Raw genomic sequence first — 25,095 nt, forward strand, 5'->3', positions numbered from 1 at the left:
GGCTGGCCGGCGGCGCATGCCGCCGGCGGGATATTCCCCATGACCGATTTGCTGCTGAAGAATGTCCGGTCGCCGGATGGAAGGCGCGTGGACGTCGCGATCCGGCAGGGCCGTATCGCGGCCCTGGGCGAGAACGTCGGCTTGGCGCCCGAATGGCGCGCGTTGCCGGTGGAAGAGGGCGGCGGCGCCTTGCTGCTGCCTGGCCTGGTCGAAGGCCATGCCCATCTGGACAAGACCACCTGGGGATCGTCCTGGTACGTCAATGACGTGGGTTCGGCGCTGACGGACCGCATCGACAATGAGCGCGATTGGCGGGCCGCCAGCGGCCACGACGCCCATGTGCATTCGCAGGCCTTGGCGCTGGCCTTCCTGCGGCTGGGCACGACGCGCATCCGCACCCATGTGGACGTGGATACCGAAGCGGGCCTGCGGCACCTTGACGGCGTGCTGGCCACGCGCGAGGCGCTCGCGGGCCGGGTCGACATCCAGATCGTGGCGTTTCCGCAGTCCGGGCTGCTCATCCGGCCGGGCACGGCGGAACTGCTGGACCGCGCGCTGGCGGCTGGCGCCGATGTGCTCGGCGGACTGGATCCCTGTGCCATCGACCGCGATCCGGCGCGTTCCCTGGATCTGCTTTTCGATCTGGCCGAGCGCCACGGCAAGCCGCTGGACATACATTTGCACGAGCCCGGCGAGCTGGGGGCCTTCACGCTCGACCTGATGCTGGATCGCTGCCAGGCGCTGGGCATGGCCGGCCGGCTCGTGGTCAGCCACGCGTTCTGCCTGGGCGCCCTGGACGCGCGCCGGCTGGACGGATTGCTGACGCGTCTGGCCGCGCTGGACGTGGCGCTGCTCACCACCGCGCCGCCGTCGCGGCCGGTGCCGTCGGTGCGCGCCTGCCGCGAGGCGGGCGTGACGATCTTCGGCGGCAACGACGGCATACGCGACACCTGGTCGCCTTATGGCGAACCCGATATGCTGGCGCGCGCCATGCTGATCGGGATGCGCAACGACCTGCGCCGCGACGAGGAAATCGGCTGGGCCCTGGAGTGCGTGACGACATCCTCCGCGCGCGCCTGCGGCTTCGCCGATTACGGCCTGACGCCGGGCGCGCGCGCCGACCTGGCGCTGGTGGACGCGAGCTGCGCGGCCGAGGCCGTGGCGCAGCGCGCGCCGCGCAGGCTGGTGCTGACCGGTGGCGTGGTGGTCGCCCGCTACGGGCTGGACGCCGCCAGCTGAACCGGCGGCGCGCGGCCTCAGGCCGCGATGGCCGGCAGCCCGCTCATGCCGGGACGCCAGCCCAGCGTCGCGCGGGCGCGCGCCGTGCTCACTTCCGATTCGTCCTCGGCGATATTGAACACGCCGCCGCCATGGCGCAGCGCCAGCAGCGCCGCCCAGGCGGCGCCTTCCACATGCAGCGCGTTCGTCGCGGGCCGGGCGGTCGCGCCGGTGCCGGGACCATACAGCCGGCCGTAACGCAGCACCGTGCCCGTGATGCCGGGCGCGCCCAGCACCTGTCGTTCCAGTGCAACCACGCCCATCACGCTGACGCGGCGGTCGCCCTGAGCGTCCAGGTCCAGCGCTTGTGCCTCGTCGCAGGGGCGGGCCGCCTGCGGTGCATATATCCAATCGATGCTCTGGGCCACCAGCGTTTCGCTGCCGGCGGCCAGCGCCGCAGCGACCAGGTTGCGCGTGCCTTCGTCGCGGATGCGCGCATTGCGCCGCGCGGCCTCGCCGGCGCGGGCGGGGTCGCCCAGCAGCGCCAGATCGGTCAGCTGGTGCATGACATGGCGCGGCCGGATGCGGGCGAGCGTGGTTCGCAAGGCGGCCGAGTCGAACACATCCACTACGACGGGCGTCGCGCCGGCGGCTTCGAGGGCCGCGCAGCGATCGGCGTTGCGGGTGGCGCCATGCACCTCGTAGCCGGCCGCGCGCAGCAGGGGGATCAGCGCCGTGCCAATGGCGCCCGTGGCGCCCGCCAGGAAAATTCGGTCTTGCATTGCGATGGCCCCATGGGATCCGTTGTTCATGCCGCCAGAATAGGGCTACCATGGCTCAGTTGAAAGAGCCATATCTGTACAAGAATACTGGTCCATGAAAAGCCCTCCCCGTACCCCGCTGCCGGACCTGGAACGTCGCCAGGGCGAGCCCTTGTACCGCCAGATATACCGGCGCTTTCGCGATGCCATCGAGCAGGGCCTGCTGGCGCCGGGCGACCGGGTGGCGTCGGCGCGCAGTCTGGCCAGCGAGCTGGGCGTGGCGCGCGGCACGGTGGACCTGGCCTACAGCCAGCTCATGGGCGAGGGCTACTTCCTGGCCAGGGGCCAGGCCGGCACCGTGGTGTCGCCGCGCCTGCCGGCCGCGGCGCGGATGCCCCGCCGGCCGGCACAGGCCGCCATGGCGCCAGCGCCCGGCGTGGCGGCCATGCATGGCTTTGACGCCGCGCCGCCGCCGTTTCAGCTGGGCATGCCGGCGCTGGATGCCTTTCCGCGCAAGCAGTGGCTGCGGCTGGCGGCCAGGAGGTTGCGCGCCCTGAGTCCGGCCGACATGGCTTATGGCGATCCGGCCGGCTACTGGCCCTTGCGGCAGGCGATCGCGGCCTATCTGTCGGTTTCGCGCGGCGCGGCTTGTGAACCGGGGCAGGTCTTCGTCACGGCGGGCCATCGGGCCAGTCTGGCATTGCTGGCGCGCGCGCTGCTGGCGCCCGGCGATCCGGTCTGGGTGGAAGAACCGGGTTTCGCGCCGCCCTGCGAGGTTCTGGAGCGCCACGGCTGCCGTCTCGTGCCGGTGCCGGTCGATGGCGAGGGTCTGATCGTGGAGGCCGGACGCCAGCGCGCGCCAGGGGCGCGCATGGCGCTCGTCACGCCGTCGCATCAAGCGCCGTTGGGCGTCTCGATGAGCCTGGCCCGGCGTGCCGAGCTGCTGGGCTGGGCGACGCAGGCCGGCGCCTGGGTGGTCGAGGACGACTACGATGGGGAATACCACTACGCCGGCCCGCCGCTGCCTGCGCTCAAGAGCCTGGATGCGTATGACCGCGTCATCTACACGGGCAGTTTCTCGAAGGTGCTTTACCCCGGGTTGGCGCTGGCCTACCTGGTGGCGCCCGCGCCGCTGGTCCAGGCCTGCGGGCAGGCGGCCGCGACCGGGTCCAATGGTTGCCCCAAGCTGGTCCAGGCCATCGTCGCCGATTTCATGGCCGAAGGGCATTTTTCCCGTCATCTCAAGAAGATGCGCCAGCTGTACGGCCGCCGCCGGCGTCTGCTGGCGGCGGCGCTGCGGCAGGTGTTCGGCGACGGCGCCGAGATCGGGCTGGCGCAGGGCGGCATGCACCTCATCGTCCGGCTGCCGGAATATGGCGACGACGCCGCGCAGGCGCGACGCGCCCAGGCGGCGGGCCTGAACGTCCAGCCCCTGTCGGCGCGCTATGCAGGGGAAGCGACGCGGCAGGGACTGTTGCTGGGATTCACGAATCTGGCCTCCGAGGATGAGACATTATTGCGTGTACGGCAGCTAAGACGCGCGCTTGACGTATAAAGCGTGTAAAAGCCTAAAACCTCGCCGCAGAAGCGAACTCTAGAGACCCGCCCCGATGCCGCGCAAGTATGTGATCGGAATTGCCGTGTTGCTGGCCGCAGCGGGCGCCTTCCTGCCGATCGGCTTCGCGCTGCAAATGTCGTGGTCGCGCGCGGTGGCGCTGGAGCAGCAGAGCCTGGACAACCAGGCGCAGCGCATCCTCCAGTACACGCAAGGCATGCTGGACCAGACGGTGGAAGTGCTGCACCGGCTGGACGCCGTGCCGGTGGTGAGTCCGGGCCTGCGCATGGTGGCGGTGCGCTACGGCGACTACAGCGCGTTGATCGAGCCCGGCCGGTTCACCCAGCTGACGCCGACCGATGGCGTGCAGATGGCGCTGGTGCTGCCGGGCTCGGGCATGCTGGGCAGCCACAACCATCCCGACCTCATGCTGGTGGCGCAGGCGCTCAACGGCGGCAAGCTCGACGTGGAAGAGGACTACCTGACCGCCGTCGCGCGCGGTGACGACATTACCGTGGTCCTGCTCGAACCCGCCAGCGAGGCCCTGAGTTCCCTGCGGCGCGAACGCAATCTCTGGCTGCCGATGGGCGGCATGACCGCGCTGGTCATGATCGGCCTGGTGTGCTGGCTGTCGCGCCGGCGCCTGTCGCTGGCGGGCGAGCTGGCCACCGCGGTCAGCCGGCGCGAGCTGGCGGTGCACTACCAACCCATCATCGACCTGCGTTCGGGCCGCTGCGTGGGCGCCGAGGCGCTGGTGCGCTGGCAACGTCCCGGCGGTAAGCAGATGCGGCCGGACGTGTTCATCGCCATCGCCGAGGAAAACGGCATCCTGCCGCGCATCACGGCCGAGGTGTTCCGGCTGGTGATCCGGGACATGGAGGAGCTGCTCGCCGTCGACCGCGGCGTGCATATCTCGGTCAACCTGGGCGCCAGCGACATGAAGGACGGCGAAGTGCTGCGGGTGCTCGAGCGCATGCTGCTGCACACGTCCATCGAGCCGCGCCAGATCTGGCTTGAAGCCACCGAACGCGGTTTCATGGACGTGGACACGGCCGGTCCCGTCATCGCCGAGGCGCGCCGGCTGGGCCATGCCGTGGCCATCGACGACTTCGGCACGGGCTATTCCAGCCTGGCCTACCTGCAGCGCCTGCCGCTCGATTCATTGAAGATCGACAAGACCTTCGTCGATGCCATCGGCACCGATTCGGCCACGCACAAGGTCACCGAGCACATCATCGGCATGGCCCGGTCGCTCAATCTGCTGACCGTGGCCGAAGGCATCGAGCGCCAGGACCAGGCCGACTATCTCAAGGCGCGCGAAGTCGATTTCGGCCAGGGCTGGCTCTATGGCAAGCCCATGCCGGCGGCCGAGTTCATCAAGTACTACCTGCGCAACGTGGAGAACACGCCGCCGCCGCAGCGCATGCCGGGCGAAGGCGCGCCGCTGGCGGCCTGAGCTGGCCGCGTCCCCGCTTGCGGGATGTCAAGGCGGGCGTCCCGCAACGGCGGGAGACTGCCTGGCCGGCCGTCGCGCCGGCCGTGCAAAGCCTGGAGCTTGAGTCAAAACCTTCTCCATTTCCCGCGATGCCGGCCGGATCGCCGCTGCTAGCATTTCCTGGGCCATTGCGGAAATCCACGAAATCAAACGCTCCGCTGGCACATTTACCGATACACCGACTTTTATCTTGGGGCGGATTTTCCCGACGGCCGGCGGCCTGGTGCCGGCGGGAAAACCGGGGAAGCTATGAAAAACCTGAAATTGGGAACCCGCCTGGCCGGCGGTTTCTCCGTCTTGCTCGCCATGATCATCATCATGTGCGTGGTCGGCCTGCTGGGGCTGGCTGAAATCAACCGCTCGGTGGAAACCGTCACGCAGCGCTCGCTGGTCAAGGAACGGCTGGTCAACGACTGGGCTCGCAACATCCATTCCGGCGTGACCCGCACCACGGCGATCGCCAAGAGCGCCGACGCCAGCCTGGCGACTTTCTTCGCCGACGAGGCGGCCGCGTCCACGCGCAATTCCTCGCAGCTGCAGCAGCAGATCGAACCCTTGATCGAAAGCCCCGAGGAAAAGGAGCTGTGGGCCGGCATCGCCAAGGCGCGCCAGGCCTACCTGAGCACGCGCGATACCATCTTCAAGGCCAAGAAGGACGGCGACGTGGCCACCGCCGAGCGCGTATTCGCCCAGGAATTCCTGCCGGCGACGCGGCAGTTCATCGACCTGATCTCGAAACTGTCCAGCGTGCAGCGCGCCGATATCGACGCCCGCGCCCAGGATATCCAGGGCGAATATGCCAGCGCCAACCTGTGGATGATCGTGATCGGCGCCATCGGCCTGCTCAGCGGGCTGCTGCTGGCGGTGCTGCTGACCCGCAGCATCACGCATCCGCTGTCGGACGCGCTGGCCGTGGCGCGCACCGTGGCGGCCAATGACCTGACCAGCAACATCGCCGTGCGCTCGCGCGACGAGATCGGCCAGCTGATGCGGGCCTTGCAGACGATGAACGGCAACCTGGCCGCCACGGTCGCCCGGATCCGCGCCGGCGTGGACAACATCGCCTCGGCCTCGGGCCAGATCGCCGCCGGCAACACCGACCTGTCGTCGCGCACCGAGCAGCAGGCCGCGTCGCTGGAACAGACGGCGGCGTCCATGGAAGAGCTGTCCTCCACCGTCAAGCAGAACGCCGACAGCGCGCGCCAGGCCAACCAGCTGGCGGCGGCGGCATCGGACACGGCGTCGCGCGGCGGCGCCACGGTGTCGGAAGTGGTGGGCGCCATGAGCGCGATCTCGGCCAGCTCGGTGAAGATCGCCGACATCGTGTCGGTGATCGACGGCATTGCCTTCCAGACCAACATCCTGGCGCTGAACGCGGCCGTGGAAGCGGCGCGCGCGGGCGAGCAGGGCAAGGGCTTCGCCGTGGTCGCCGCCGAGGTCCGCACGCTGGCGCAGCGCAGCGCGCAGGCGGCCAAGGAGATCAAGGGCCTGATCGAGGACACCGTCGGCAAGATCGGCCAGGGTTCGGACAGCGCCCAGCGCGCCGGCGTCACCATGCAGGACATCGTGGCCTCGGTGCAGCGCGTAACCGACATCATGGGCGAGATCGCCGCCGCCTCGGCCGAGCAGGCCGACGGCATCGAGCAGGTCAACCGCGCGGTGTCGCAGATGGACGAAGTGACGCAGCAGAACGCCGCGCTGGTGGAAGAGGCCGCCGCCGCGGCCGGTTCCATGCAGGACCAGGCCGCCGACCTGAAGCGCGCCGTCAGCGCCTTCCGCCTGCCGGGCGGCGGTCAGGTGGTGGATGTGGAGGGCGAGGCTTCCGCCGCGCTGCCGCAGGCTTCGGCCTTGCGGCTGTCCGTGTCCTGAGCGGCAAGCGCCGGCGCTAGTCCGCTTTCGTCCCGGCCGGCCAGCGCAATATGAAGCGCGCGCCGCCCAGCGGGCTGGCGCAGGCTTCGATGCTGCCATTGTGGCTGGCCGCTACCCGCTTGACGATCGCCAGCCCCAGGCCCGCGCCGCCGGTGCCCCGGTCGCGGCTGTCGTCCAGGCGGATGAAGGGCTCGAAGATGCTCTCCCGTTCGGCGGCCGGGATGCCGGGCCCGTCGTCGTCGACGATGAGCTGGAAGCCGCCCTCGGGGCAGGCGGTGACCGAGACGTACACATGCCCGTCGGCATAGCGCACGGCGTTCTGCACCAGGTTCAGCAGCGCGCGGCTCATGTAGCGCGGATGCAGGTCGATGTGGTCCGGGTAGCCTTCCTGGATGTGGCATTGCACGTCGCGGGCCTCGGCCTGGAAGGCGACCAGGGCCAGCGCTTCCTTCAGCCAGTCGAGCGTGTCCACGGTCTCGAGCTTGACGGACTCCTCGGCGGGCCGTTCCAGGCGGGCGTAGACCAGCAGCTCGGCCACCATGCCCTGCAGTTCCTCGATGTCCGCGTGCATGTCCTGGATGATCAGGCCGCGCTTGGGCGCGGCCTCTTCGCGCGCCAGCAGGTCGAGTTCGAAGGACAGCCGCGCCAGCGGCGTGCGCAGTTCGTGGGACACGGCGTTGGTCATGCTGCGCTGGTTCTCGATCAGCGCCGAGATTCGCGAAGCCATCTGGTTGAAGGTTTCACCGATGTGGCGGATGCCGGCGATGCGCGAGAGCCGCACGCGTATGCCCAGGTCGCCCTGGCCCATGCGCAGCGCGGCGTTGCGCAGCGCGTCCATGTCGCGCCAGACCGGCAGCGCCCATAGCAGCAGCAACGTGGCCGTCAGCAGCAGGCTCAGCACGATCCAGGCGCCCCAGGTCAGCGCCTTGTCCATCGGGTCATCGCCCGGCAGCTTCACTTCCAGCCATTGCCGGGGTTCGCCGGGCAGCGGCATGACGACGGTCTCGAAGTCGTCGCGCATCAGGAAGCCGGCGCTGTCGATCTGGCGGAATTCGTTCTCGGTGGGCTGGACCTGGGCGTCCGCCAGCAGCCGCAGCTCCAGGCCGTAGTGGGGCAGGACCTGCTGCAGCAGGAAGGTGGCGCGGTCGGCGGGGGCGACGGGGTCCAGGTCCTTGTGCAGCGCGTACACCTGGCCGCGCATGGTGCGCACGGCCAGGTCTTCGACCATGGGCTCGACCAGATAGCCCAGGCCGCGGTTCACGATCTGGTACGCGACGGCGAAGCTGATGACGGCGACGACGAAGACGCGAAGAATGAATTTGAGCATCGGCGACGCGGAGCCGTGGGGCTCCGGAGTTGGGCGCATGGAGTGCGCCGCCGTATTTTATGTTGAATTCGTCCGCCAGCCTGGCCAGCCGCGCGCGGCTAGGATTCCGTGGCGGCATCCTGGCTCGCGACCGGCTCCTCGAACAGATATCGCCGGAGCCGGTCGTGCGCCGTGCTCATGTCGTCGGCGACGAAGCTGGCCGCGTCCGCGCCGGGAATCCGTTGGTCGCGGAAGTAGACGGCCTCGTCCTGGCGCGCGTAGTCGGAGTCGGTCAGCACTTCGAATCTTGCCGGATCGGCTTGCGCAATCCGTTTTTCGCAGTGATAGACGTGGACGCCATCCGTCCAGAAGAACAGGCCCATGAGCTTGATGGCGCGGGGCGTCACGCCGTGGAGGGGTTCGCCGTTGAGCCAGGCTTGCTGTTCGTCGTCGCCGAGGATGGCATTCGGCAGGACGTGCGTGATTCGGAAGCGCTCCGGATCCGCGTCCTGCAGAATCCGCAGGACCGGATGGGAATGGATGCCGTCCATCTCTTGGCTCAGCAGGTAGACGCGCCTGTCGTCCGCGTACAGATCGTGGCCGATATGGCGCAACGTGGCGGCATCGGGCTGGCGCCGGATGGCCTGTCCGCGATGGAAGAGCCGCCCGTTGTTGAGGCTCAGCGCACCCAGGTCCGTCGTCATCCCGGGACGCGCGTCCTCCAGGCGGAGCAGGCCCTGGGCCGCCTGGACATAGACGGATTCGCCATCTTCGAACAGGCTGTCTTTCAGATGGGCGAACGACCGGCCCAGCACCCGCGTGGGGCGCAGGTATTCGTAGTCGTAGGCCTTTTCCCACGTGGGGATGCCGCCCTGCGAGGCAATGCCGCCCAGGACGCGCTCGACATTGGCGGGGGTATTGCCGCCTAGCGGGTAGTTCGCCTCGTCCGGCACGTTCCCGCCATCGGGATAGTCCATGCATGCGACGGCCCACACGGTATCGCCGCAACGCAGTATCGGCTCGCCGTCGGAGCCGAACGGCCGCCAGCCTTGCATGGCGGTTCCGGGTTCAAGCGGCTGCACGGGCACGGCGCCCACCATGGGCCGGTGGTACCAGACCTGGCGTCCATCCGTGTAGAACGCCGAGTCCATGGCGTTGGCGGGCGTGACCCGTCGGAAAGTCAGGGGGGCGGCGTCTTGCACTGGCGCGTCGCCAGGCCAGCGATACACGCGCTCGCCGTCGGTCCAGAAGCAGCTGTCGTAGCGGTGGGGCGCTTGCGGGCTGGCCTGCAGCGCGCCCAGCGCCAGCTGCTTCTTCAGGGCGCGGGCCAGGGGAGGGAACAGCGCCGCCATGAGCCTGCCCGGGTCGCCCAGGTTGTCCTGGCTGATCCAGTCGTCGAACCATGGGGGCGAGACCCGCGCATGAGCCGGAGCGGACAAGACGCGCGAGGACTGCTTGCCGATCCCGATGCAGACCAGATCGTCGTCGGCGTTGAACAGGCGGATGAATGAGGGCTGCCTTGCCGTGTAGGCCTGCGCCAGCCCCCGCAGCAGGGCGCAGAGAAAAAGCGCGGACGCCAGGGCGCCGGCCTCGTCGCCATACTGGAAGCACGCCGCGAACCGGAGCGCATGCGCCTGCTCGTCGTGCTGGCAGTGCAGATGCCCATCTTCCCGTCCGAAACTGTCCACGCAGTAGCTCACCAGCGCATCGGCGACGCTGGGTTCCACGGGCGGGGCCAGCTCGGTGAGGCCTGGAGCGCCAAGGCGGACAGACTCCGGCCAGTCATCGAATGCCGCGACGGACTGCGGCGCGGACTTCAGCCATCGGCGCAGCGCCGGGGCGCTGAGGTCGATGTCGGCCACGATGAAAAGCGGTTCAGCCATTGCTTCACGGTCCTCTGCGGATGAGCGGGTCGTCTGCCTGACGGCCTGGCACATGCTAGCAGGGGGTGTGGGTTGGGCAAGCGGGTTGGGCAAGCGGCGCCAGGGCGGCAGATGGCGGCGAGGCGCGAACCAAAGAAAAATCTATGGTCAGCCCGATTTTTGCAAGCGAGGCGGTGTAGGCGTAAATTGGGCTTGCTCAAATCTATTCGGAGTCAGTTGGGGCTAGGCCCCCCGCTCCATGATGAGAGTCGCGCCCGGCAAACCTAAAAAGCCCCTCAGCATCGCGGTGCTGGATTTCATGTCAGGTTTCTTGCCAGGCCGTTGAGCCGTTTATGTCTTCACGTACTCGCGTCGCAAAACCAGGAAGTGACTGCGTAAAACGGTGATGAAGGTCAGGCTGGCGCTACAGTCTGCTCACTTCGGTAGTTCGTTCCATTGGCGAGGATGGCCCAGGCGATCCTCGCCAATTTATTGGCCAGCGCACAAGCGACCACGTTCGAGTGACGTCGGGCCTGCAGCTCGCGCACCCAGGCGCCTAGCCGGTCGGTTCGTCGCTCCACGTGTCGCATGATCGCGCGAGCGCCCTGTACCAACAATCGTCTAAGGTTCTTGTCGCCCCGTTTGCTGATGCCCAGGAGCGTGGGTTTGCCGCCCGTGCTGTACTGGCGAGGCACCAAGCCTACCGAAGCGGCGAACTGGCGCGCCGAACCAAATTGCCGCGCATCGCCCAGCTCAGTCATCAGCACGCTAGCAGTGATTGGCCCGATGCCGGGGATCTGAAGCAGCCGCTGGCTGCGTTCATCCTCGCGCAGCTGTAGACACAGCTCACGCTCAATCTGGCCTACCTGCTCATCCAGATACTGAAAGTGCGATCGCAGCCGCTCCAGCAGCGCGCCTAGTTGGGGCGGCAGCGCGTGTTCGGCCAGAACCGCTGGCAAGCGTCGCAGGATCGCCTGACCACGAGGCAGGCTGATGCCAAACTCCAGCAAAAAGGCGTGCACCTGGTTGATCACGCCCGTGCGCTGAGCGACCAGTGATTCACGCACCCGATGCAGGGCAGAGACGGTCTGCTGAGCCTGATTGCGCACGCTCACGAACCGCATGCTCGGGCGCGAGGCCGCCTCGCAGATCGCCTGGGCATCGGCGAAGTCATTCTTGTTGCCCTGTACGAAGGGGCGCACGAACTGGGGGGAAATGAGCTTGGCCTGGTGGCCCAGTTCTTCGATGCGGCGCGCCATCCAGTGCGCGCCGGCGCAGGCCTCCATCACCACTGTGCTGCGCGGTGTGTTGCCCAGTAACTTGAACAGATCCTGGCGCGAGCACTTCTTGCGAAACATCATCCTGCCGGCCGCGTCCTGCCCATGCAGATGGAAGCTGTGTTTGCCCAGATCGATGCCAATCAGCGTGACGGTGCTCATGAGAGGTCTCCCAAAAAGAACAATCCCCACTCAGCGTACCGCTTCGTGGGGATCGGGCTGACCATCTCATTAGCCCCCTGACGAGTCAGGGGGCTTTCAAATACTGGCGGAGAGGGTGGGATTCGAACCCACGGTACGGGGATACCGTACGCCTGATTTCGAGTCAGGTACATTCGACCACTCTGCCACCTCTCCGTGGCTGGGTTCCGTAACGGCGGTTGTCCTGGTTTTTGCTTTTCCTTTTTACACCCAGGCTTCGGGTTTGAAAGGGGCTTGAAAAATCCAGGCTTCCCGCAGTTAGATCCCTGGTCGGAAGGATCTACGTTGTCGGAGCAGCGAAGCCCGCAATTATACATAGATTTTTTGGTTTGTGTAGCCCCTTCCGAAAATTCGCGGAATCGGGCCGGGCCCGGCATGCGAGGCCTAGCGGCCGAAGTAGCTGGCTACCTGTTCCAGGTCGGCCGGATCCAGCGTCCCTGCGTAGTATTTGAGCTTGACCCAGGCGCCCAGGTAGCCATATCTGGCCTGGGCCAGGTTGCGCAACGCGTCATACAGCTGCTGTTCGGCATTCAATACATCCACGTTGACGCGTTCCCCTCCGGCCACGCTCTTGCGGGTGGCGACGATCAACTGGTTGGCCGACGCAACCGCCAACTCATACGCCCGGATCTTCGCGACGGAACTCTTGTACAGGTTGTATTGCTTGCGCAGATCGTTGAGCAATGCGTCGCGCCGCGCGTCGCGCTCGTACCGCAGCTTTTCCATCGAATCGACCGCCTGTCCGGTCTGGGCGGACACCCGTCCTCCCGCGTACAGGGGGATGCTGACCTGCAGGCCCACGCTGTTGGTGGAATAGGTCTGGTTGTAGCTGCTCTCCGAGTTCGAGCTGTCCTTGCCCGCGCGGGCGTACAGGCCGACCTTGGGAAGATGCCCCGCCCGGCTCTTTTCGACATTGGCCGCGGCGGCGTCGATCGAGTGAGCCAGCGACTGGAGCGTTGCATTGTGCCGTAGCGCCAGTGCCTGCCAGGCTTCGTACTCATCGGGCAGCAGGGGCTTGATCGTGAACGGCCCGTGCAACGGCGCCAGCGTCAGGGCATTGAGCGGCAGGCCGCTGAGGGCGCTGAGTTCGCGATTGGCGGCGTCTTCATTGTCCTGCGCCTCGATCTCCTGGGCTTGCGCCAGGTTGTAGCGGGCCGATGTCTCCAGGATGTCGGTGCGCGTGCCTTCGCCGAGGTCGAGCAGACGCTGGTTCAGTTGCATGCGTTCCGAAAAACTCCGCTTTTGCGCCTGAGCCAGCAACAGCTGGTCCTTGGCATACAGCGCCTGCGTATAGGCTTCGAATACCCGGACCACCAGTTCCTGGCTTTTTCCTCGGTATGTTTCGTTGGAGAAGAGCGCCAGCGCCTCGCCCTGCCGATACGCGGAGATCGCTTCGTAGTCCAGCAACGGCTGCTGCAATTCCACGGAAGAGGAGTAGCTGCGATAGTTCCGGTGTTCGGTGATGTCGCCCAGGAACGTGCTTTGCGTCACCCTGGAGCGGTTCTGGCCGGTGGAGTATCGGTAATTGATGCTGGGCAGCAGTCCGGCGCGGCCGATATCCTTCTGGGCCACGCCCGCATCCCGGTCCTTGAGCGCGGCCTGGAAGGCGGGGTCGTTCCGCACCGCCAGCGCGTGCAGTTCGATCAGGTCGAGCGCGCGGGCCGGCGAGGCGCCCAGCATGACGAGTCCGGCCATCCAGGCGATGGCCGCGCGGCGGCGCCAATGCCCGGAGCGCTCAGGTCGCCGGGCGCAGTGTCGTGGGCTCATCGTTCGCGGATGCTCTCTTGCGCGTACTGGGTCAGGGGATCCAGGAAATACTGGATGATCCTGCGCTTGCCGGTCTTGACCTCGACGGTGACCTGCATGCCGGGCATCAGCCTGGCTTCCCGGTTTTCCGTCCGTATCGTCCGTTTCGGTATGCTGGCGCGCAAGGCATAGATGAGGCCCAGTTCCTTGTCTTCGATCGCATCCTCCGACACGGACTCGATCAAGGCCGGCAAGGTTCCGTATCGCGTATAGGGAAAGGTCTCGACCTTGATCTCCGCGGTCTGGCCTTTCTTCACGAAGCCCACGTCCTTGTTAGGCAGGAAGGCCTCCACCAGCACATTTTCCTCGTGGGGAACGACCAGCATCAGCTTTTCCGCCGCCATGACCACGCCGCCGACGGTATGCACGGCCAGTTGCTGGACGGTGCCGGAGACGGGCGCCGTCAGGCGCGTGTACAACAGGACCTGCCCGGCCTTGATCTGTTCCTGCCGCAATGACTCGATCTTTTGCCGGCTTTCGCGGATGCGTTCCAGATTGACCTGGATGGATTCCGCGATGAGGCTCGACTTTTGTTCCTCGGCGGAGGCAATCTGAGCCTGCAGCTCTTGCAGGCGGCTTGTCTGCGAGGCGAGGTCGCCCTCCAGCTCAAGGCGCAGCTGTTCGCGCTCGAGATAGGCGCTCCTGGGGACATACTGCTCTTGCGCCAGTTCCCGCAAGGACGCGGCCCGTTGCCTGGCAATGGGGCGGGTCGCCTCCAGCTTCTTGACCTGGGCCTGGACCGATGTCCATTCCGCCTTGCGCTGCAGGATTTCCGCGTCTATCGCGCGTAGCTTGGCCGCATGGGTGGCGAATTCGCCACGCGTCAGGTTCTGAGCATCCTGCCAGGCCGTCAACGGCGCATCGTCGGGCCGCGCCACCGTTGGCGCCGTGTTCGTCTGGATCGCGTCGAGCATGGCCTGCGCCCGGTTGGCCTCGATGGACAGGGCGGCGATCTCGTTCGAGATGCGCGCGATATCGGCCTTGGCGGCAACATCATCCAACTCCACCAGGATGTCGCCGGCGGCCACGGTATCGCCTTCCTGGACGAAGATGGCTTTTATCGTCGCCGTGCCCACCGGCTGGATGACCTTGGTCCGGTCACTGGGAATGATCTTGCCTTGCGCGACGGCGACGATGTCCACCTTGCCGAGGGTCGCCCACAGCAGAGTGGCGACCGCGATGCCGAGCAGCGACCACAACAGGACGCGCGGAAGCGGAGAGGCCGCCCGCAATTGCAGCTCAAGCGCGGCGGGCAGGAATTCAGCCTCTTCATCACGATAGCGTCGGGGATCCGTTTCGCTGCGAGTGGCCCACGCCGTGCGCCAGGCATCCCGATATTTGGCCAGCAGTTCCTTGAAGGCGCCCAAGCGTGTCGAGTCGCGCATGCTCAACCCTGCTGCATGCGCAGCAGCGCGCCGTAATGTCCGTCAGCCCGCTGCGCCAGTTCGTCGGGCGCGCCTTGCTCGACGACCAGTCCCTTGTCCAGAACGATGATCCGGTCGGCGTGCTTGACGGCGGACAGGCGATGCGCGATGACGATGACCGAACGGCCGCGTGAGATCTCTTTCATGTTTCCCTGGATGATGCTCTCGGATTCGTAATCCAGCGCGCTGGTGGCCTCGTCGAAGATCAGGATCCGAGGGTTGCTGATCAGCGCCCGGGCAATCGCCAGCCGCTGGCGTTGCCCGCCGGAGAGCGTCGCGCCATGCTCTCCGACCATCGTGTCATAGCCTTCGGGCAGTTCCGCGACGAAATCGTGAGCCCCCGCCAGGCGGGCCGCGCGGATCACGTCGGGCAGGGCGACGCCTGGGTCCGCCAGGGCGATGTTCTCCCGTATGCTGCGGTTGAACAGGATGTTGTCCTGGAGCACGACGCCGATCTGGCGGCGCAGGGAACTGGGATCTATCGTCGACAGATCGACGCCATCGATCAGGACCCGGCCGCGCTCCGGCGTGTACAGCCGTTGCAGCAATTTGGTCAGCGTGCTTTTCCCGGAGCCGGATCGGCCCACGATGCCTATGGACTCGCCCGGCCGGATGTCGAGCGATACGCCGCGCAGCACTTCGGGCATGCCGGGCTGGTAGCGGAACGCGACATTGTCGAACTCGATACGGCCTTGCAGGGTGGGTAGCGTGCTCTTCTGCGTCGACGGCTCGGTCCGCGCGTTCAGGATGTCTCCCAGCCGTTCGACGGAGATGCCGACCTGCTGGAAATCCGTCCAGAGCTGGGCGATCCGCATGACCGGCGTCGCCACGTGGCCGGCCAGCATGTTGAAGGCGATCAGCTGTCCGACCGTCAGTTCCCCGTCTATCACCAGCTTGGCCCCCAGCCACATCGTGGCCACGGTGACGAGCTTGCTGATGTAGGTGACGCCGCCGTTGGCCAGGATGCCGACGCGCGAGGCGTGAAATCCCGCCTTGATATAGCCGGCGAGCTGATTGTCCCAGCGCCGCATCCATTGCGGCTCCACGGCGGACGCCTTGACGGTCTCTATGCCGGTGATGGTCTCGACCAGGAAGGCCTGGTTTTCCGCGCCGCGCGAGAACTTCTCGTTAAGCTTGCGGCGCAATGACGGGGTGATCGCCAGCGACAGCAGAAAGTAGCAGGGCAGCGAGGCGACGACGATCCAGCTCAGCTTGGCGCTGTAGTAGAACATCACCGCCAGGAACAGCACCGAGAAAAACAAGTCGAGCACCAGGGTGATGGCGTTGCCGGTGAGAAAGGAGCGGATGTGCTCCAGTTCCCGCACGCGGGCCACGGAGTCCCCGACCCTGCGCGCCTGGAAATAGTTGAGCGGCAGATGGAGCAGGTGCCGGAATAGGCGCGATCCGAGCTCGACGTCGATGCGGCAGGACGTGTGCGTGAACAGATAGCTGCGCAGCGCGGTGATGAGCACTTCGAACGTGACGACGGCGAACAACCCGACCGCAATCACGTCCAGCGTGGTGAACCCCCGGTGCACCAGCACCTTGTCCATGATCACCTGGAAGAACAGGGGGGTTACCAGGGCGAAGAGCTGCAGCGAGAAAGAGGCGACGAATACCTCCGCCAGCATCTTGCGGTACTTCACGATGGCCGGGACGAACCAGCTGAAATCGAACTTCTGCAGCGCGCCCGCGGCGGACGCGCGCGACGTCGCCAGGATCAGCCTGCCGGACCACGAGGCTTCGAAAACCTGTATCGACAGAATCTCCGGGCCGGCAGATCTGGGGTGTTGAATCAGGACGCGGTCGCCGTCGTGCCGGGCGAGGATGACGAAGTCGCCATTGTCCATGACCGCGATCGCGGGCAGCGGCGTGGTACCCAGCCTGCTCATATCCACCGTCGCCAGGCGGCTCTTGAGGCCCAGCCGCCGGGAGGCGAGCAGGATCTGCTCGGTCGATAGCGGCTTGCCCTCGTCCGAGTACTGGTGCCGGATTTGCGCTGGATCCACCGGCAGCTGATGGTATCTGGCAAGCAGCATCAACGCGACGATGCCCGTGTCAAGCTCGGGTTGCGCTGTGGCGGCGGGTTGCGCTTGCGCGGTATCGGAATTTTCTTCGACTGCGATATGGCCGGACGACAAAGACATCGGGGGTGCACCTGGTTCCATATCGGCCATGCCGGCCTGCTGTCAGCAATGCGGCGGACGCCGCGCATCGGCGTGTCGTCGCGGGCGGGCCGGAGCCGGCGGATGCCGGGCTCCGGCCCTGCGGCGGGTTAGCGGGACGAGGCGGCCAGCATCGGCGCGACCAGGGGCTGCTGTTCGGGGCTGTGGAATCCCGCAACGGAATCCTCGGGGGAGAATGCCGACATGGCGTCGATGAGTTGCAACATGCGTTGATCCACCTGTTGGAGTTCCGCTGGGCCGGCCGGGACGGGCGGGGTTCCGGTCATGATTTCCATGGCCAGGCCGAACGCCGTGGCCGCGGCGGGAGCCGCTTCCGAAAAGCCGCTGGCGCTGCCCAGCCACAGCCGTTGCGCGGCGGCCTCTTCCGGGCTGCCCAGCGCTGTGGTCGCACTGGACGTCGCAGCGGCGCCGGACGGGGTGACGGGCGAGCCGTTGGCGTTCGAGACGAGGGCCGCGATGTCGGCGTAGCTCAATACCGTGCCATCGGTGAAAGCCAGGTTTTCTATCCCGTAGCCGGACAGCGGACGGAAGAAGAAGTCCAGGACGGTGAGCGTATTGCCGGTGTCCAGCGTGATCAGCAGATCATTGCTCGTGCCGACGCGTTGCAGGCTGATGTCTCCGGCCAGGATGCCGGCGTCGAACTGGATGACGTCCGTGCCGCCGAACAGGCCGTCTTCCCGTATGGTGTCGTTGCCCGAGCCGCGGCCGTAGCGGTAGGTGTCCGAGCCCTCGCCGCCGATCAGCAGGTCGTCGCCGGCGCCGCCATCCAGCGTGTCGTCGCCGCGTTCGCCGTACAGCGTGTCGTTGCCGTCGTCGCCGTAGATTGCGTCATTGCCGTCGCCGCCGTAGAGCGCATCGTTGCCGCCGGCGCCTCGCAGCACGTCGTTGCCGGCGGTGCCGTAGATCGTGTCGTTGCCTTCGGTGGGGCGCATGGTGATCGCCGCGACGTCCGGCAGCGTCAGCGCGCTGCCGTCAGAGAATTCCAGGCGTTCCACCCGTCCGGCGTCGGCCGTCTCGCCGTCGAAATAGTCCTTGATGAGCAGCGTGTTGCCGGTGGGTGCGAGCGTGATCAGCAGGTCGTAGGAAGATCCGATCCGTTGCAAGCTCAGGTCCGCCTGGGTGATGCTGGCATCGAAGACGACGCGGTCGTTGCCGAAGAACAGCTTGCCTTCGAGGATCGTGTCGTTTCCGGAGTTCCGGCCGAACCGATAGGTATCGTTCCCGATGCCGCCGTCCAGCGTGTCGTCGCCGGCTCCGCCGTCCAGCGTATCGTTGCCTGTCTCGCCATAGAGCACATCGTTGCCATTGCCGCCGAGCAGCAGGTCATTGCCATCGCGACCCCAGATCGTATCGTCTCCGTCCAGCCCTGATATCGTGTCGTCGTCCGTGGTACCGATGAGTTGATCATTGCCTGCCGTGCCGGTCATGGTGAGGGTGATGATGTCTGCGAAGTTCAGGCTGTCGCCATTCGCGAACTCGAACAGCTCGATGCCATAGCTGGCGATGGCGCGGGTGAAATAGTTTTTCAACAGTAGCGTGCTGTTGGAGCCCGCAATGGTGACCAGCAGATCCTGGGACGTGCCGACGCGCGTGAACCGCAGGTCGGCGCGCTGGATGTCGTCGTCGAACTGAACCCGGTCGGTGCCGCCAAAAAGGCCTTCTTCCTGTATCACGTCATTGCCGGAGTTGCGGCCGAACCAGTACGAGTCGGAACCCTCTCCGCCGATCAGGAGATCGTTGCCGGCGCCGCCGTCCAGGATGTCATCGCCCCGGTCGCCGTACAGGATGTCGTCGCCGCCCTCGCCGAAGATGCGGTCGTTGCCGTCGGTGCCGTAGATGACATCGTTGCCTTCCGTGGGGCGCATGACGATCGCCGCCACGTCGGCATAGCCCAGGACCACGCCGTCGCCGAATTCGAGACGTTCGATGCGTACGCTGTCCGTGCCGAGACGATCGAAATAGTCCTTGATGAGCAGGGTGTTGCCTGAACCGGAGATCGTGATGAGCAGGTCCGGACTCGATCCCACGCGTTGGAACTGGACATCCGTGAACCGCACGTCGGCATCGAACAGGACCCTGTCGTTGCCGGACATGAGCAGCCCTTCCTTGATGGTGTCGTTGCCGGAATGGCGGCCGAAGAGATAGGTATCGTCTCCCACGCCGCCATCCAGCACGTCGTCGCCCGCGCCGCCGTCCAGGGTGTCGTTGCCGGCCTCGCCGTTCAAGGTGTCGTTGCCATCACCGCCCAGCAGCGTATCGTTGCCGTCACCACCGTTCAGGATGTCGTTGCCGGCCAGTCCGTTGATGACATCGTCGGCGGCAGTGCCGGTGATCACGTCGTCGCCGTTGGTGGCCCCCATCGTGATTGCCGCGATGTCGATGAAGGTCAGCACGGTGCCGTTGGCGAATTCGAACAGATCGATGCCGTAGCGTTGCAACGCCCGCTGGAAGTAGTCGTGAACGAGCAGGGTATTGCCCGAACCCTGGACGGTGATGAGCAGATCGTTCGACGTGCCTGCGCGGGTGAAGGTGATGTCCGACGGCAGGATGTCCGCATCGAACAGCACCCGGTCACCAGCATCGCCATACAGGCCGGTTTCCCTGATGGTGTCGTTGCCCGAATGTCGGCCGAACAGGTAGGTGTCGGAGCCTTCGCCGCCGTACAGCGTGTCGTCGCCCGCGCCGCCGTCCAGGATGTCGTCGCCGCCTTCGCCATACAGCGTGTCGTTGCCTTCCTGCCCGCGGATGGTCTCGCCGGCATTGGTGCCATAGATGATGTCGTCGCCGGAAGTCGCGCCGAGGATCCCCGCCACGATGTCGTCGTAGGTCAGGACGGAGCCATCGGAGAATTCGAGCCGATCCACGACGTAGCGCCCATTGGTGCCGAAGAAGTAGTCCTTGATCCGCAGGGAGCTGCCGCCGCCTTGCAGCGTGATGAGCAGGTCGAAAGAGGATCCGTCGCGCGCGATGCGCAGGTCGGCAGGCGCGATGCCGGCCTCGAACACGATGCGGTCCAGGCCTCCTTCGTCCTGGATGGTGTCGTGGCCGGCGTTGTGGCCGAACAGGTACGTGTCATCGCCGATGCCGCCGCGCAGGATGTCGTCGCCGCTGCCGCCGTCCAGCGTGTCGTTGCCTTCACCGCCGTCGAGGATGTCGTTGCCGGCGCCGCCCAGCAGCGTATCGCTGCCCGCCCGGCCGTAGAGTGTGTCGTTGCCGTCCAGCCCCGCGATTGTCTCATCGCGGAAGGTGCCGTCGATGACGTCGTTGGCGGCGGAAGCCTGCATGGTCAGGTTCGCGACATCGTCGAAGTTCAGGACGCGGTCCGAGAACTCCAGCGTGTCGATGCCGGCATGGAGGGTGTCGCGCGAGAAGTATCCTTCGATCAGCAGGGTGTTGCCCGAGCCGGTGATGGTGACTCGGAGATCGGCGCCTGTGCGCAAGATCGTCACATCGAACGACATTACGTCGGCGTCGAACAGCACCCGGTCCGCGGGCGACGCGTCGTTGAGTTCAATGATGCGATCGTTGCCGGAGTCGCGGCCGAACAGATAGGTATCCGAGCCGCTGCCGCCCTCGAGCGTGTCGTCGCCCGCTCCGCCATCCAGGATGTCGTTGCCGCCCATGCCCTGCAAATGGTCGTTGCCGCCGCCGCCGTTCAGCACGTCGTCGCTGCCATAGCCGGTCAACCGGTCCGACTGTTCGGTGCCGGCGAGGACGATGTTCTTTATCTCGCCAATTGAAAGGACGGTGCCGTCGTCGAATCTGATGCGTTCGACGGCATAGGACGTGGTGGCGTCCAGCAGGAAGTAGTTGGACACGACAAGCAGATCCGTCGTGCCCTTGATCATGATGTGCAGATCGTTTTCCGAGCGCAGGAATGACACGTCGGCGCGTGCGATGCCCGGCTTGAACTGTATCGTGTCCGCATTGACGCCCAACGGGTCCGCGTCGTAGTTGTCTATCGTATCCACGCCCGAGCCGAGGCCGAACAGATAGGTGTCCGCGCCCGTTCCGCCGCTCAGGAAATCGCGGCCGACGCCGCCGTCCAGGATGTCATCGCCGGCGTCGCCGTAGAGCTGGTCCTTGCCGGCGCCGCCCAGGAGCGTATCGTTGCCGCCGCCGCCGCGCAGGATGTCGTTGCCGCCTTCCCCGGACAGCGTGTTGTCCTGGTCGTCCCCGGTGAGTACGTCAGAGCCTGATTGACCGATATCGGCCAGCAGCCGGGAGAAGTCGTCGCTGCCCGATGCTCCGATTTGGCGCAGGGCCCGCATGAATTCGGCGCCGCGTTCGCCCAGGCCGTGCAATGCCAGGCCGAATTCCTCGATCAGGTGCTGGGCTTCGGCGGGGTTCGCCGCATAGGAGTTCCGCAGGCTGGCGGCCACCTGGGAAAGATCGAACAGGATTTTGTTGTCGACGATGTCGGTGATCGTGACCTGGCCGATCAAGGAATAGAAGTGCGATGCAGCCATCAATTGGCCATACAGCATTTCGCGCAATGATTCGTAGGCGTCCAGCAGCAGGGCCGCCGAATTGGGCCCTGGATTGGGCGTGCCGGCGTTGGTTCCGGCACTTTGCAGGAACTTGTCGCCCAGAAAGGCTTCCAGCGCGTAGAGTTTCCGGGCGTCGTGCATGTATTCGCCGCGGCTGGTGGGGGCAATCCCGGCGACGCCGGCCCAGGCGAAGACCAACTGATCGAACGCCAGCAGGCGGGCATCGCGGTTTTGCTCGGCGACGAACGCCGCGATCAGCGCCTGGAGTTGGCCGCTGCCATCGCGGGCGATGGCCTGATGCAGGCTGTGCACCGTGCCGGATCCCCTGACGTTCGGCAGGGCAGCGATGGTGCTGTTGATCGCCACGGTGTCCTTCTCGATCGTCATGGCGGGGTCGATCGCGAACCAGACGTCGTTCATGCCGCGAACCGAGCCGTCGGTGCGCGTATAACCGCTGGCGAGCGCATGGTTGTTGCCCTGCGCGTCCACGCCGCCGGGGTTGCGGGTGTAGCCCAAGTCGATCGAGCGCACGTTGGCCTCGGACAGGGTCATCAGTTCGCCCGCGTCCACGCCGGCGCTGCTGTTACTGTCCCGCCAGACCCGCAGTTCATGGAAGCGTTCGTCGTTGGCGTCGATTTTGCCGTCGCCGTTGCTGTCGAACAGCGCCAGCGCCGCAAACCCGTCGGACGCGCGGCCGCCTCCGGGCAGGTAGGCGTTGTTGCCGAAAAGCTCGCTGCCGTCGTCGATCTGGCCGTTGCCGTTTCTGTCCCAGACCAGCAGGCCGTCGTCCTTGCCCACCCAGCCCGTTTCCTCGGCGAAGCCATCGCCGTCATGGTCGAAGAATATGCCCGACGTATACGAGAGCGTTTCCACGCCGTCGCCGTCCAGGTCGAGGATGAGCGGGCTGACCGCCTTTTTTGCACCGCCCATGCCGGCGGCGGGGTTGTCGGGGTTGGATGGGTCAGAGGGGTCGGTTGGATCCTGGGGGCTGCGACCGGGACCGGGTCCCCCGAGGGGAAATGTATGGCCGGTCAAGCTGGCTAGGGTCCCCGCTATAGTCAGGCCAGCTCCGATAGCGAGCAACGGGATGGCTGCTGCCGCGCCTCCGGCACTCACGCTGATGACTGCCGCCGCCATGGCAAAGCCGTTGCCAACAATTGAGATCGCATCCGACAAGGACAATTTCCTGAAGTCGCGAATATCCATGCCGATCTTTGCGACTGTCCATGTAGCTGCCATCGGGTTGGTGGCGAGGGCTACCGCTTGGGCAAGGCCTGGTATGCGGTTGCCTGCGACGGAGGCAACGCCGTTGACGATGCCAACCAGGGCTTGTCCGTCTCCGGACATGATGGCAACAGGTCGTCCATCGGCATGAGCGGAATAGATGCCTTCCGCGCCTGAACCTGTTACGACGAATAGGTTGACCCAACTCATGCGAACTCCTTGATCAAGAGTGGCGGAGATAGAGCGCAATAACCCCGCAAATCACAAGAAAAACGGCTATGTAGTTGTAGATTTTCTGATTCGGGATATACGGAGTGTCCGGGCGCTTCTTTTTGTGGCGGTATATCCGATAGAGGTCGTAGACCGCATAGAGCACCACCAGCAATATTCCGAGCAATAGGGCATAGGGCAGAATCTGTCTCATTGCTTGTGAAGCATCCTTGGTTGATCAACCATCTTGAGATAGCAGCGCCAGCATCCGTCTCACCCATATCCGCATGCATGACATTTTTTATTTGTGAAAGCGGAATGAAAGGGTGCGCGAAAAAATTAACGAGCGATCAATAATTTGTCAATAAATTAAATTGTCGAATATATAAAGTTGACTGTTTATTTTGAGAGCGCTTTCATTATTCCCGGCGTTGCCGATGGATTCGCCGGCGGCGCCAACAATCCGGCAATGTCCAGGCCGGCCGCGATGGACCGCGCCACGGATGGGCTGCGTGCCTGGCTAGGGCCGTGAGGCCCGTGATGCCGGGCCAGCTACACTCGAGGCTTCGCCTCACCGTCCGCCTCTCGCGCCAGATCACAGGAGAATTCCCATGCTCAAAGGAAAAGTCGCAGTCGTCACCGGTTCCACCAGCGGCATCGGCCTCGGCATCGCCAGCGCGCTCGCCCAGCAGGGCGCCGATATCGTTCTGAACGGCTTCGGCGACGCCGCCGAGATCGAGAAGATCCGCGCCGGGCTGGCCAGCCAGCATGGCGTGCGCGTCGTGTACGACGGCGCCGACCTGTCCAAGGGCGAGGCCGTGCGCGGCCTGGTCGACAACGCCGTGCGCCAGCTCGGCCGCATCGACATCCTGGTCAACAACGCCGGCATCCAGCACACCGCGCCGATCGAGGACTTCCCGGTCGAGAAGTGGGACGCCATCATCGCGCTGAACCTGTCGGCCGTGTTCCACGGCACCGCCGCCGCGCTGCCGCACATGAAGAAGCAGGGCTTCGGCCGCATCATCAACATTGCCTCGGCCCACGGGCTGGTGGCCTCGGCCTACAAGTCCGCCTATGTCGCCGCCAAGCACGGCGTGGTCGGCTTCACCAAGGTCACCGCGCTGGAAACCGCCGGCCAGGGCATCACGGCCAACGCCATCTGCCCGGGCTGGGTACGCACCCCGCTGGTCGAGAAGCAGATCACCGCGCTGGCCGAGAAGAACGGCGTGGACCAGGAAGCCGCCGCTCGCGAGCTGCTCAGCGAAAAGCAGCCCTCGCTGCAATTCGTCACGCCGGAACAGCTGGGCGGCACCGCCGTCTTCCTGGCTTCCGACGCCGCCGCGCAGATCACCGGCACCACCATTTCCGTCGACGGCGGCTGGACCGCGCGCTGACATCAGGTAGGAACCCCTCTCATGCTGTTTTTGCTTTCCCCCGCCAAGAAACTGGACTATGACTCGCCGCTGCACGTCGAGACGCATACCCAGCCCCTGTTCGTCGATCAGGCCGCCGGCCTGATCAAGGTGCTCAAAACCAAGTCCGCCGACGACATTTCCGCGCTGATGAGCCTGAGCCCGGCGCTGTCCGAGCTGAATGTGCAGCGCTACGCCAGCTGGAAGCGCAGCTTCACCCAGGCCAATTCGCGCCAGGCGGTGCTGGCTTTCAATGGCGATGTGTATGAGGGGCTGGACGCGTCCTCGCTGTCGGCCAAGCAGCTGGACTGGGCGCAGGAGCACGTGGCCATCCTCAGCGGTCTGTACGGCGTGCTGCGTCCGCTGGACCTGATGCAGCCCTACCGCCTGGAAATGGGCACGCGCCTGGAAACGCCCAAGGGCAAGACGCTGTACGACTACTGGGGCAGTTCGATCGCGCAGTACCTGAACGAACGCCAGGAAGGCCAGAAGTCGCCGGTCATCGTCAACCTGGCGTCCGAGGAATACTTCAAGTCCGTGGACCTGAAGGCGCTCAAGGCGCGGGTGGTGCAGTGCGTGTTCCAGGACTGGAAGAACGGCGCCTGGAAGATCATCAGCTTCCACGCCAAGCGGGCGCGCGGGCTGATGGCGCGCTATGCCATCCAGCACAAGGTCGCCAAGCCCGAAGGGCTGCAGGGCTTTGATCTTGAAGGCTATGCCTACGACGCGTCGGCATCGTCTGACGACAAGCTGGTGTTCCGCCGCAAGCTCTGAGCTTCCGGCTTGCTGTAACGAGAAT

The 25,095-nt window shown here is 65.8% G+C and carries 15 protein-coding genes and 1 tRNA gene; 6 read left to right on the forward strand and 10 right to left on the reverse strand.

Going from position 1 to position 25,095, the window contains the following annotated elements; all coding sequences use genetic code 11:
- The first annotated feature begins 39 nt into the window (after window positions 1-39).
- On the forward strand, window positions 40-1,239 hold the full coding sequence (locus C2U31_RS11515; protein ID WP_103272907.1) for an amidohydrolase family protein: 1,200 nt from the start codon (window positions 40-42) through the stop codon (window positions 1,237-1,239).
- Window positions 1,240-1,256: 17 nt separating this feature from the next.
- Here C2U31_RS11515 and C2U31_RS11520 read toward each other — a convergent pair whose 3' ends face one another.
- Window positions 1,257-2,000 carry an NAD(P)-dependent oxidoreductase gene (locus C2U31_RS11520; protein WP_103272908.1) on the reverse strand — a complete coding sequence of 248 codons (744 nt, stop codon included), beginning with the start codon at window positions 1,998-2,000 and terminating at the stop codon, window positions 1,257-1,259.
- A gap of 94 nt (window positions 2,001-2,094) precedes the next feature.
- On the opposite strand from C2U31_RS11520, the gene C2U31_RS11525 reads away from it, so the two are divergent.
- The 3 genes from C2U31_RS11525 (at window position 2,095) to C2U31_RS11535 (ending at window position 6,898) form a co-directional block, all read left to right on the forward strand.
- Complete coding sequence (locus tag C2U31_RS11525; RefSeq protein WP_103272909.1) at window positions 2,095-3,534, forward strand: PLP-dependent aminotransferase family protein; 1,440 nt, start codon at window positions 2,095-2,097, stop codon at window positions 3,532-3,534.
- 55 nt (window positions 3,535-3,589) lie between these two features.
- A complete protein-coding gene (locus C2U31_RS11530; RefSeq protein WP_103272910.1) occupies window positions 3,590-4,990 on the forward strand; it encodes an EAL domain-containing protein in 1,401 nt (466 codons plus the stop codon).
- Between the two features lie 288 nt (window positions 4,991-5,278).
- Entirely contained in the window at window positions 5,279-6,898 is a 1,620-nt protein-coding gene (locus tag C2U31_RS11535) for a methyl-accepting chemotaxis protein (RefSeq protein WP_103272911.1), read from the forward strand.
- 16 nt (window positions 6,899-6,914) lie between these two features.
- Here the strand turns inward: C2U31_RS11535 and C2U31_RS11540 are convergent, their stop codons facing one another.
- The 9 genes from C2U31_RS11540 to C2U31_RS11580 form a co-directional block, all read right to left on the reverse strand.
- Window positions 6,915-8,225: an ATP-binding protein gene (locus C2U31_RS11540; RefSeq protein WP_103272912.1), complete on the reverse strand. Its 1,311-nt coding sequence runs from the start codon at window positions 8,223-8,225 to the stop codon at window positions 6,915-6,917.
- 98 nt (window positions 8,226-8,323) lie between these two features.
- Window positions 8,324-10,087, reverse strand: coding sequence for a DKNYY domain-containing protein (locus tag C2U31_RS11545; RefSeq protein WP_158658348.1), 1,764 nt, complete (start codon window positions 10,085-10,087; stop codon window positions 8,324-8,326).
- Window positions 10,088-10,479: 392 nt separating this feature from the next.
- Complete coding sequence (locus C2U31_RS11550; protein ID WP_103271115.1) at window positions 10,480-11,505, reverse strand: IS110 family transposase; 1,026 nt, start codon at window positions 11,503-11,505, stop codon at window positions 10,480-10,482.
- Between the two features lie 104 nt (window positions 11,506-11,609).
- Window positions 11,610-11,700: transfer RNA gene (locus C2U31_RS11555), tRNA-Ser, on the reverse strand.
- A 228-nt stretch (window positions 11,701-11,928) separates the two neighbouring features.
- Window positions 11,929-13,311, reverse strand: coding sequence for a TolC family outer membrane protein (locus C2U31_RS11560; RefSeq protein WP_199770985.1), 1,383 nt, complete (start codon window positions 13,309-13,311; stop codon window positions 11,929-11,931).
- Window positions 13,308-14,735 carry an HlyD family type I secretion periplasmic adaptor subunit gene (locus C2U31_RS11565; protein ID WP_103272915.1) on the reverse strand — a complete coding sequence of 476 codons (1,428 nt, stop codon included), beginning with the start codon at window positions 14,733-14,735 and terminating at the stop codon, window positions 13,308-13,310. The genes C2U31_RS11560 and C2U31_RS11565 overlap by 4 nt, the downstream gene beginning before the upstream one ends.
- A gap of 2 nt (window positions 14,736-14,737) precedes the next feature.
- Window positions 14,738-16,942 (reverse strand): type I secretion system permease/ATPase, encoded by a 2,205-nt coding sequence (locus C2U31_RS11570; protein WP_369869786.1) that lies wholly within the window; start codon window positions 16,940-16,942, stop codon window positions 14,738-14,740.
- Between the two features lie 107 nt (window positions 16,943-17,049).
- Complete coding sequence (locus C2U31_RS11575; protein ID WP_158658349.1) at window positions 17,050-22,884, reverse strand: calcium-binding protein; 5,835 nt, start codon at window positions 22,882-22,884, stop codon at window positions 17,050-17,052.
- A gap of 13 nt (window positions 22,885-22,897) precedes the next feature.
- The gene (locus C2U31_RS11580; protein WP_103272918.1) at window positions 22,898-23,098 is read right to left on the reverse strand and encodes a hypothetical protein; all 201 of its coding nucleotides are present in this window, start codon (window positions 23,096-23,098) and stop codon (window positions 22,898-22,900) included.
- 397 nt (window positions 23,099-23,495) lie between these two features.
- Here C2U31_RS11580 and C2U31_RS11585 point away from each other — a divergent pair, with 397 nt between their 5' ends.
- Together C2U31_RS11585 and yaaA are read left to right on the forward strand one after the other, a co-directional pair.
- Window positions 23,496-24,278, forward strand: coding sequence for a 3-hydroxybutyrate dehydrogenase (locus C2U31_RS11585; protein WP_103272919.1), 783 nt, complete (start codon window positions 23,496-23,498; stop codon window positions 24,276-24,278).
- 21 nt (window positions 24,279-24,299) lie between these two features.
- Complete coding sequence (yaaA, locus tag C2U31_RS11590; RefSeq protein WP_103272920.1) at window positions 24,300-25,070, forward strand: peroxide stress protein YaaA; 771 nt, start codon at window positions 24,300-24,302, stop codon at window positions 25,068-25,070.
- Window positions 25,071-25,095 lie beyond the last annotated feature (25 nt).

This window comes from Achromobacter sp. AONIH1, assembly GCF_002902905.1.
Taxonomy (GTDB): Bacteria; Pseudomonadota; Gammaproteobacteria; order Burkholderiales; family Burkholderiaceae_B; genus Achromobacter.

What these genes read in the sequence shown, in the direction of transcription:
- C2U31_RS11575 (WP_158658349.1), bottom strand. Translation starts at nt 22,884, where the DNA reads ATGAGTTGGGTCAACCTATTCGTCGTAACAGGTTCAGGCGCGGAAGGC.
- yaaA (WP_103272920.1), top strand. Translation starts at nt 24,300, where the DNA reads ATGCTGTTTTTGCTTTCCCCCGCCAAGAAACTGGACTATGACTCGCCG.
- C2U31_RS11545 (WP_158658348.1), bottom strand. Translation starts at nt 10,087, where the DNA reads ATGGCTGAACCGCTTTTCATCGTGGCCGACATCGACCTCAGCGCCCCG.
- C2U31_RS11565 (WP_103272915.1), bottom strand. Translation starts at nt 14,735, where the DNA reads ATGCGCGACTCGACACGCTTGGGCGCCTTCAAGGAACTGCTGGCCAAA.
- C2U31_RS11535 (WP_103272911.1), top strand. Translation starts at nt 5,279, where the DNA reads ATGAAAAACCTGAAATTGGGAACCCGCCTGGCCGGCGGTTTCTCCGTC.
- C2U31_RS11520 (WP_103272908.1), bottom strand. Translation starts at nt 2,000, where the DNA reads ATGCAAGACCGAATTTTCCTGGCGGGCGCCACGGGCGCCATTGGCACG.
- C2U31_RS11550 (WP_103271115.1), bottom strand. Translation starts at nt 11,505, where the DNA reads ATGAGCACCGTCACGCTGATTGGCATCGATCTGGGCAAACACAGCTTC.
- C2U31_RS11580 (WP_103272918.1), bottom strand. Translation starts at nt 23,098, where the DNA reads ATGAGACAGATTCTGCCCTATGCCCTATTGCTCGGAATATTGCTGGTG.
- C2U31_RS11570 (WP_369869786.1), bottom strand. Translation starts at nt 16,942, where the DNA reads ATGGAACCAGGTGCACCCCCGATGTCTTTGTCGTCCGGCCATATCGCA.
- C2U31_RS11530 (WP_103272910.1), top strand. Translation starts at nt 3,590, where the DNA reads ATGCCGCGCAAGTATGTGATCGGAATTGCCGTGTTGCTGGCCGCAGCG.
- C2U31_RS11525 (WP_103272909.1), top strand. Translation starts at nt 2,095, where the DNA reads ATGAAAAGCCCTCCCCGTACCCCGCTGCCGGACCTGGAACGTCGCCAG.
- C2U31_RS11560 (WP_199770985.1), bottom strand. Translation starts at nt 13,311, where the DNA reads ATGAGCCCACGACACTGCGCCCGGCGACCTGAGCGCTCCGGGCATTGG.
- C2U31_RS11515 (WP_103272907.1), top strand. Translation starts at nt 40, where the DNA reads ATGACCGATTTGCTGCTGAAGAATGTCCGGTCGCCGGATGGAAGGCGC.
- C2U31_RS11585 (WP_103272919.1), top strand. Translation starts at nt 23,496, where the DNA reads ATGCTCAAAGGAAAAGTCGCAGTCGTCACCGGTTCCACCAGCGGCATC.
- C2U31_RS11540 (WP_103272912.1), bottom strand. Translation starts at nt 8,225, where the DNA reads ATGCTCAAATTCATTCTTCGCGTCTTCGTCGTCGCCGTCATCAGCTTC.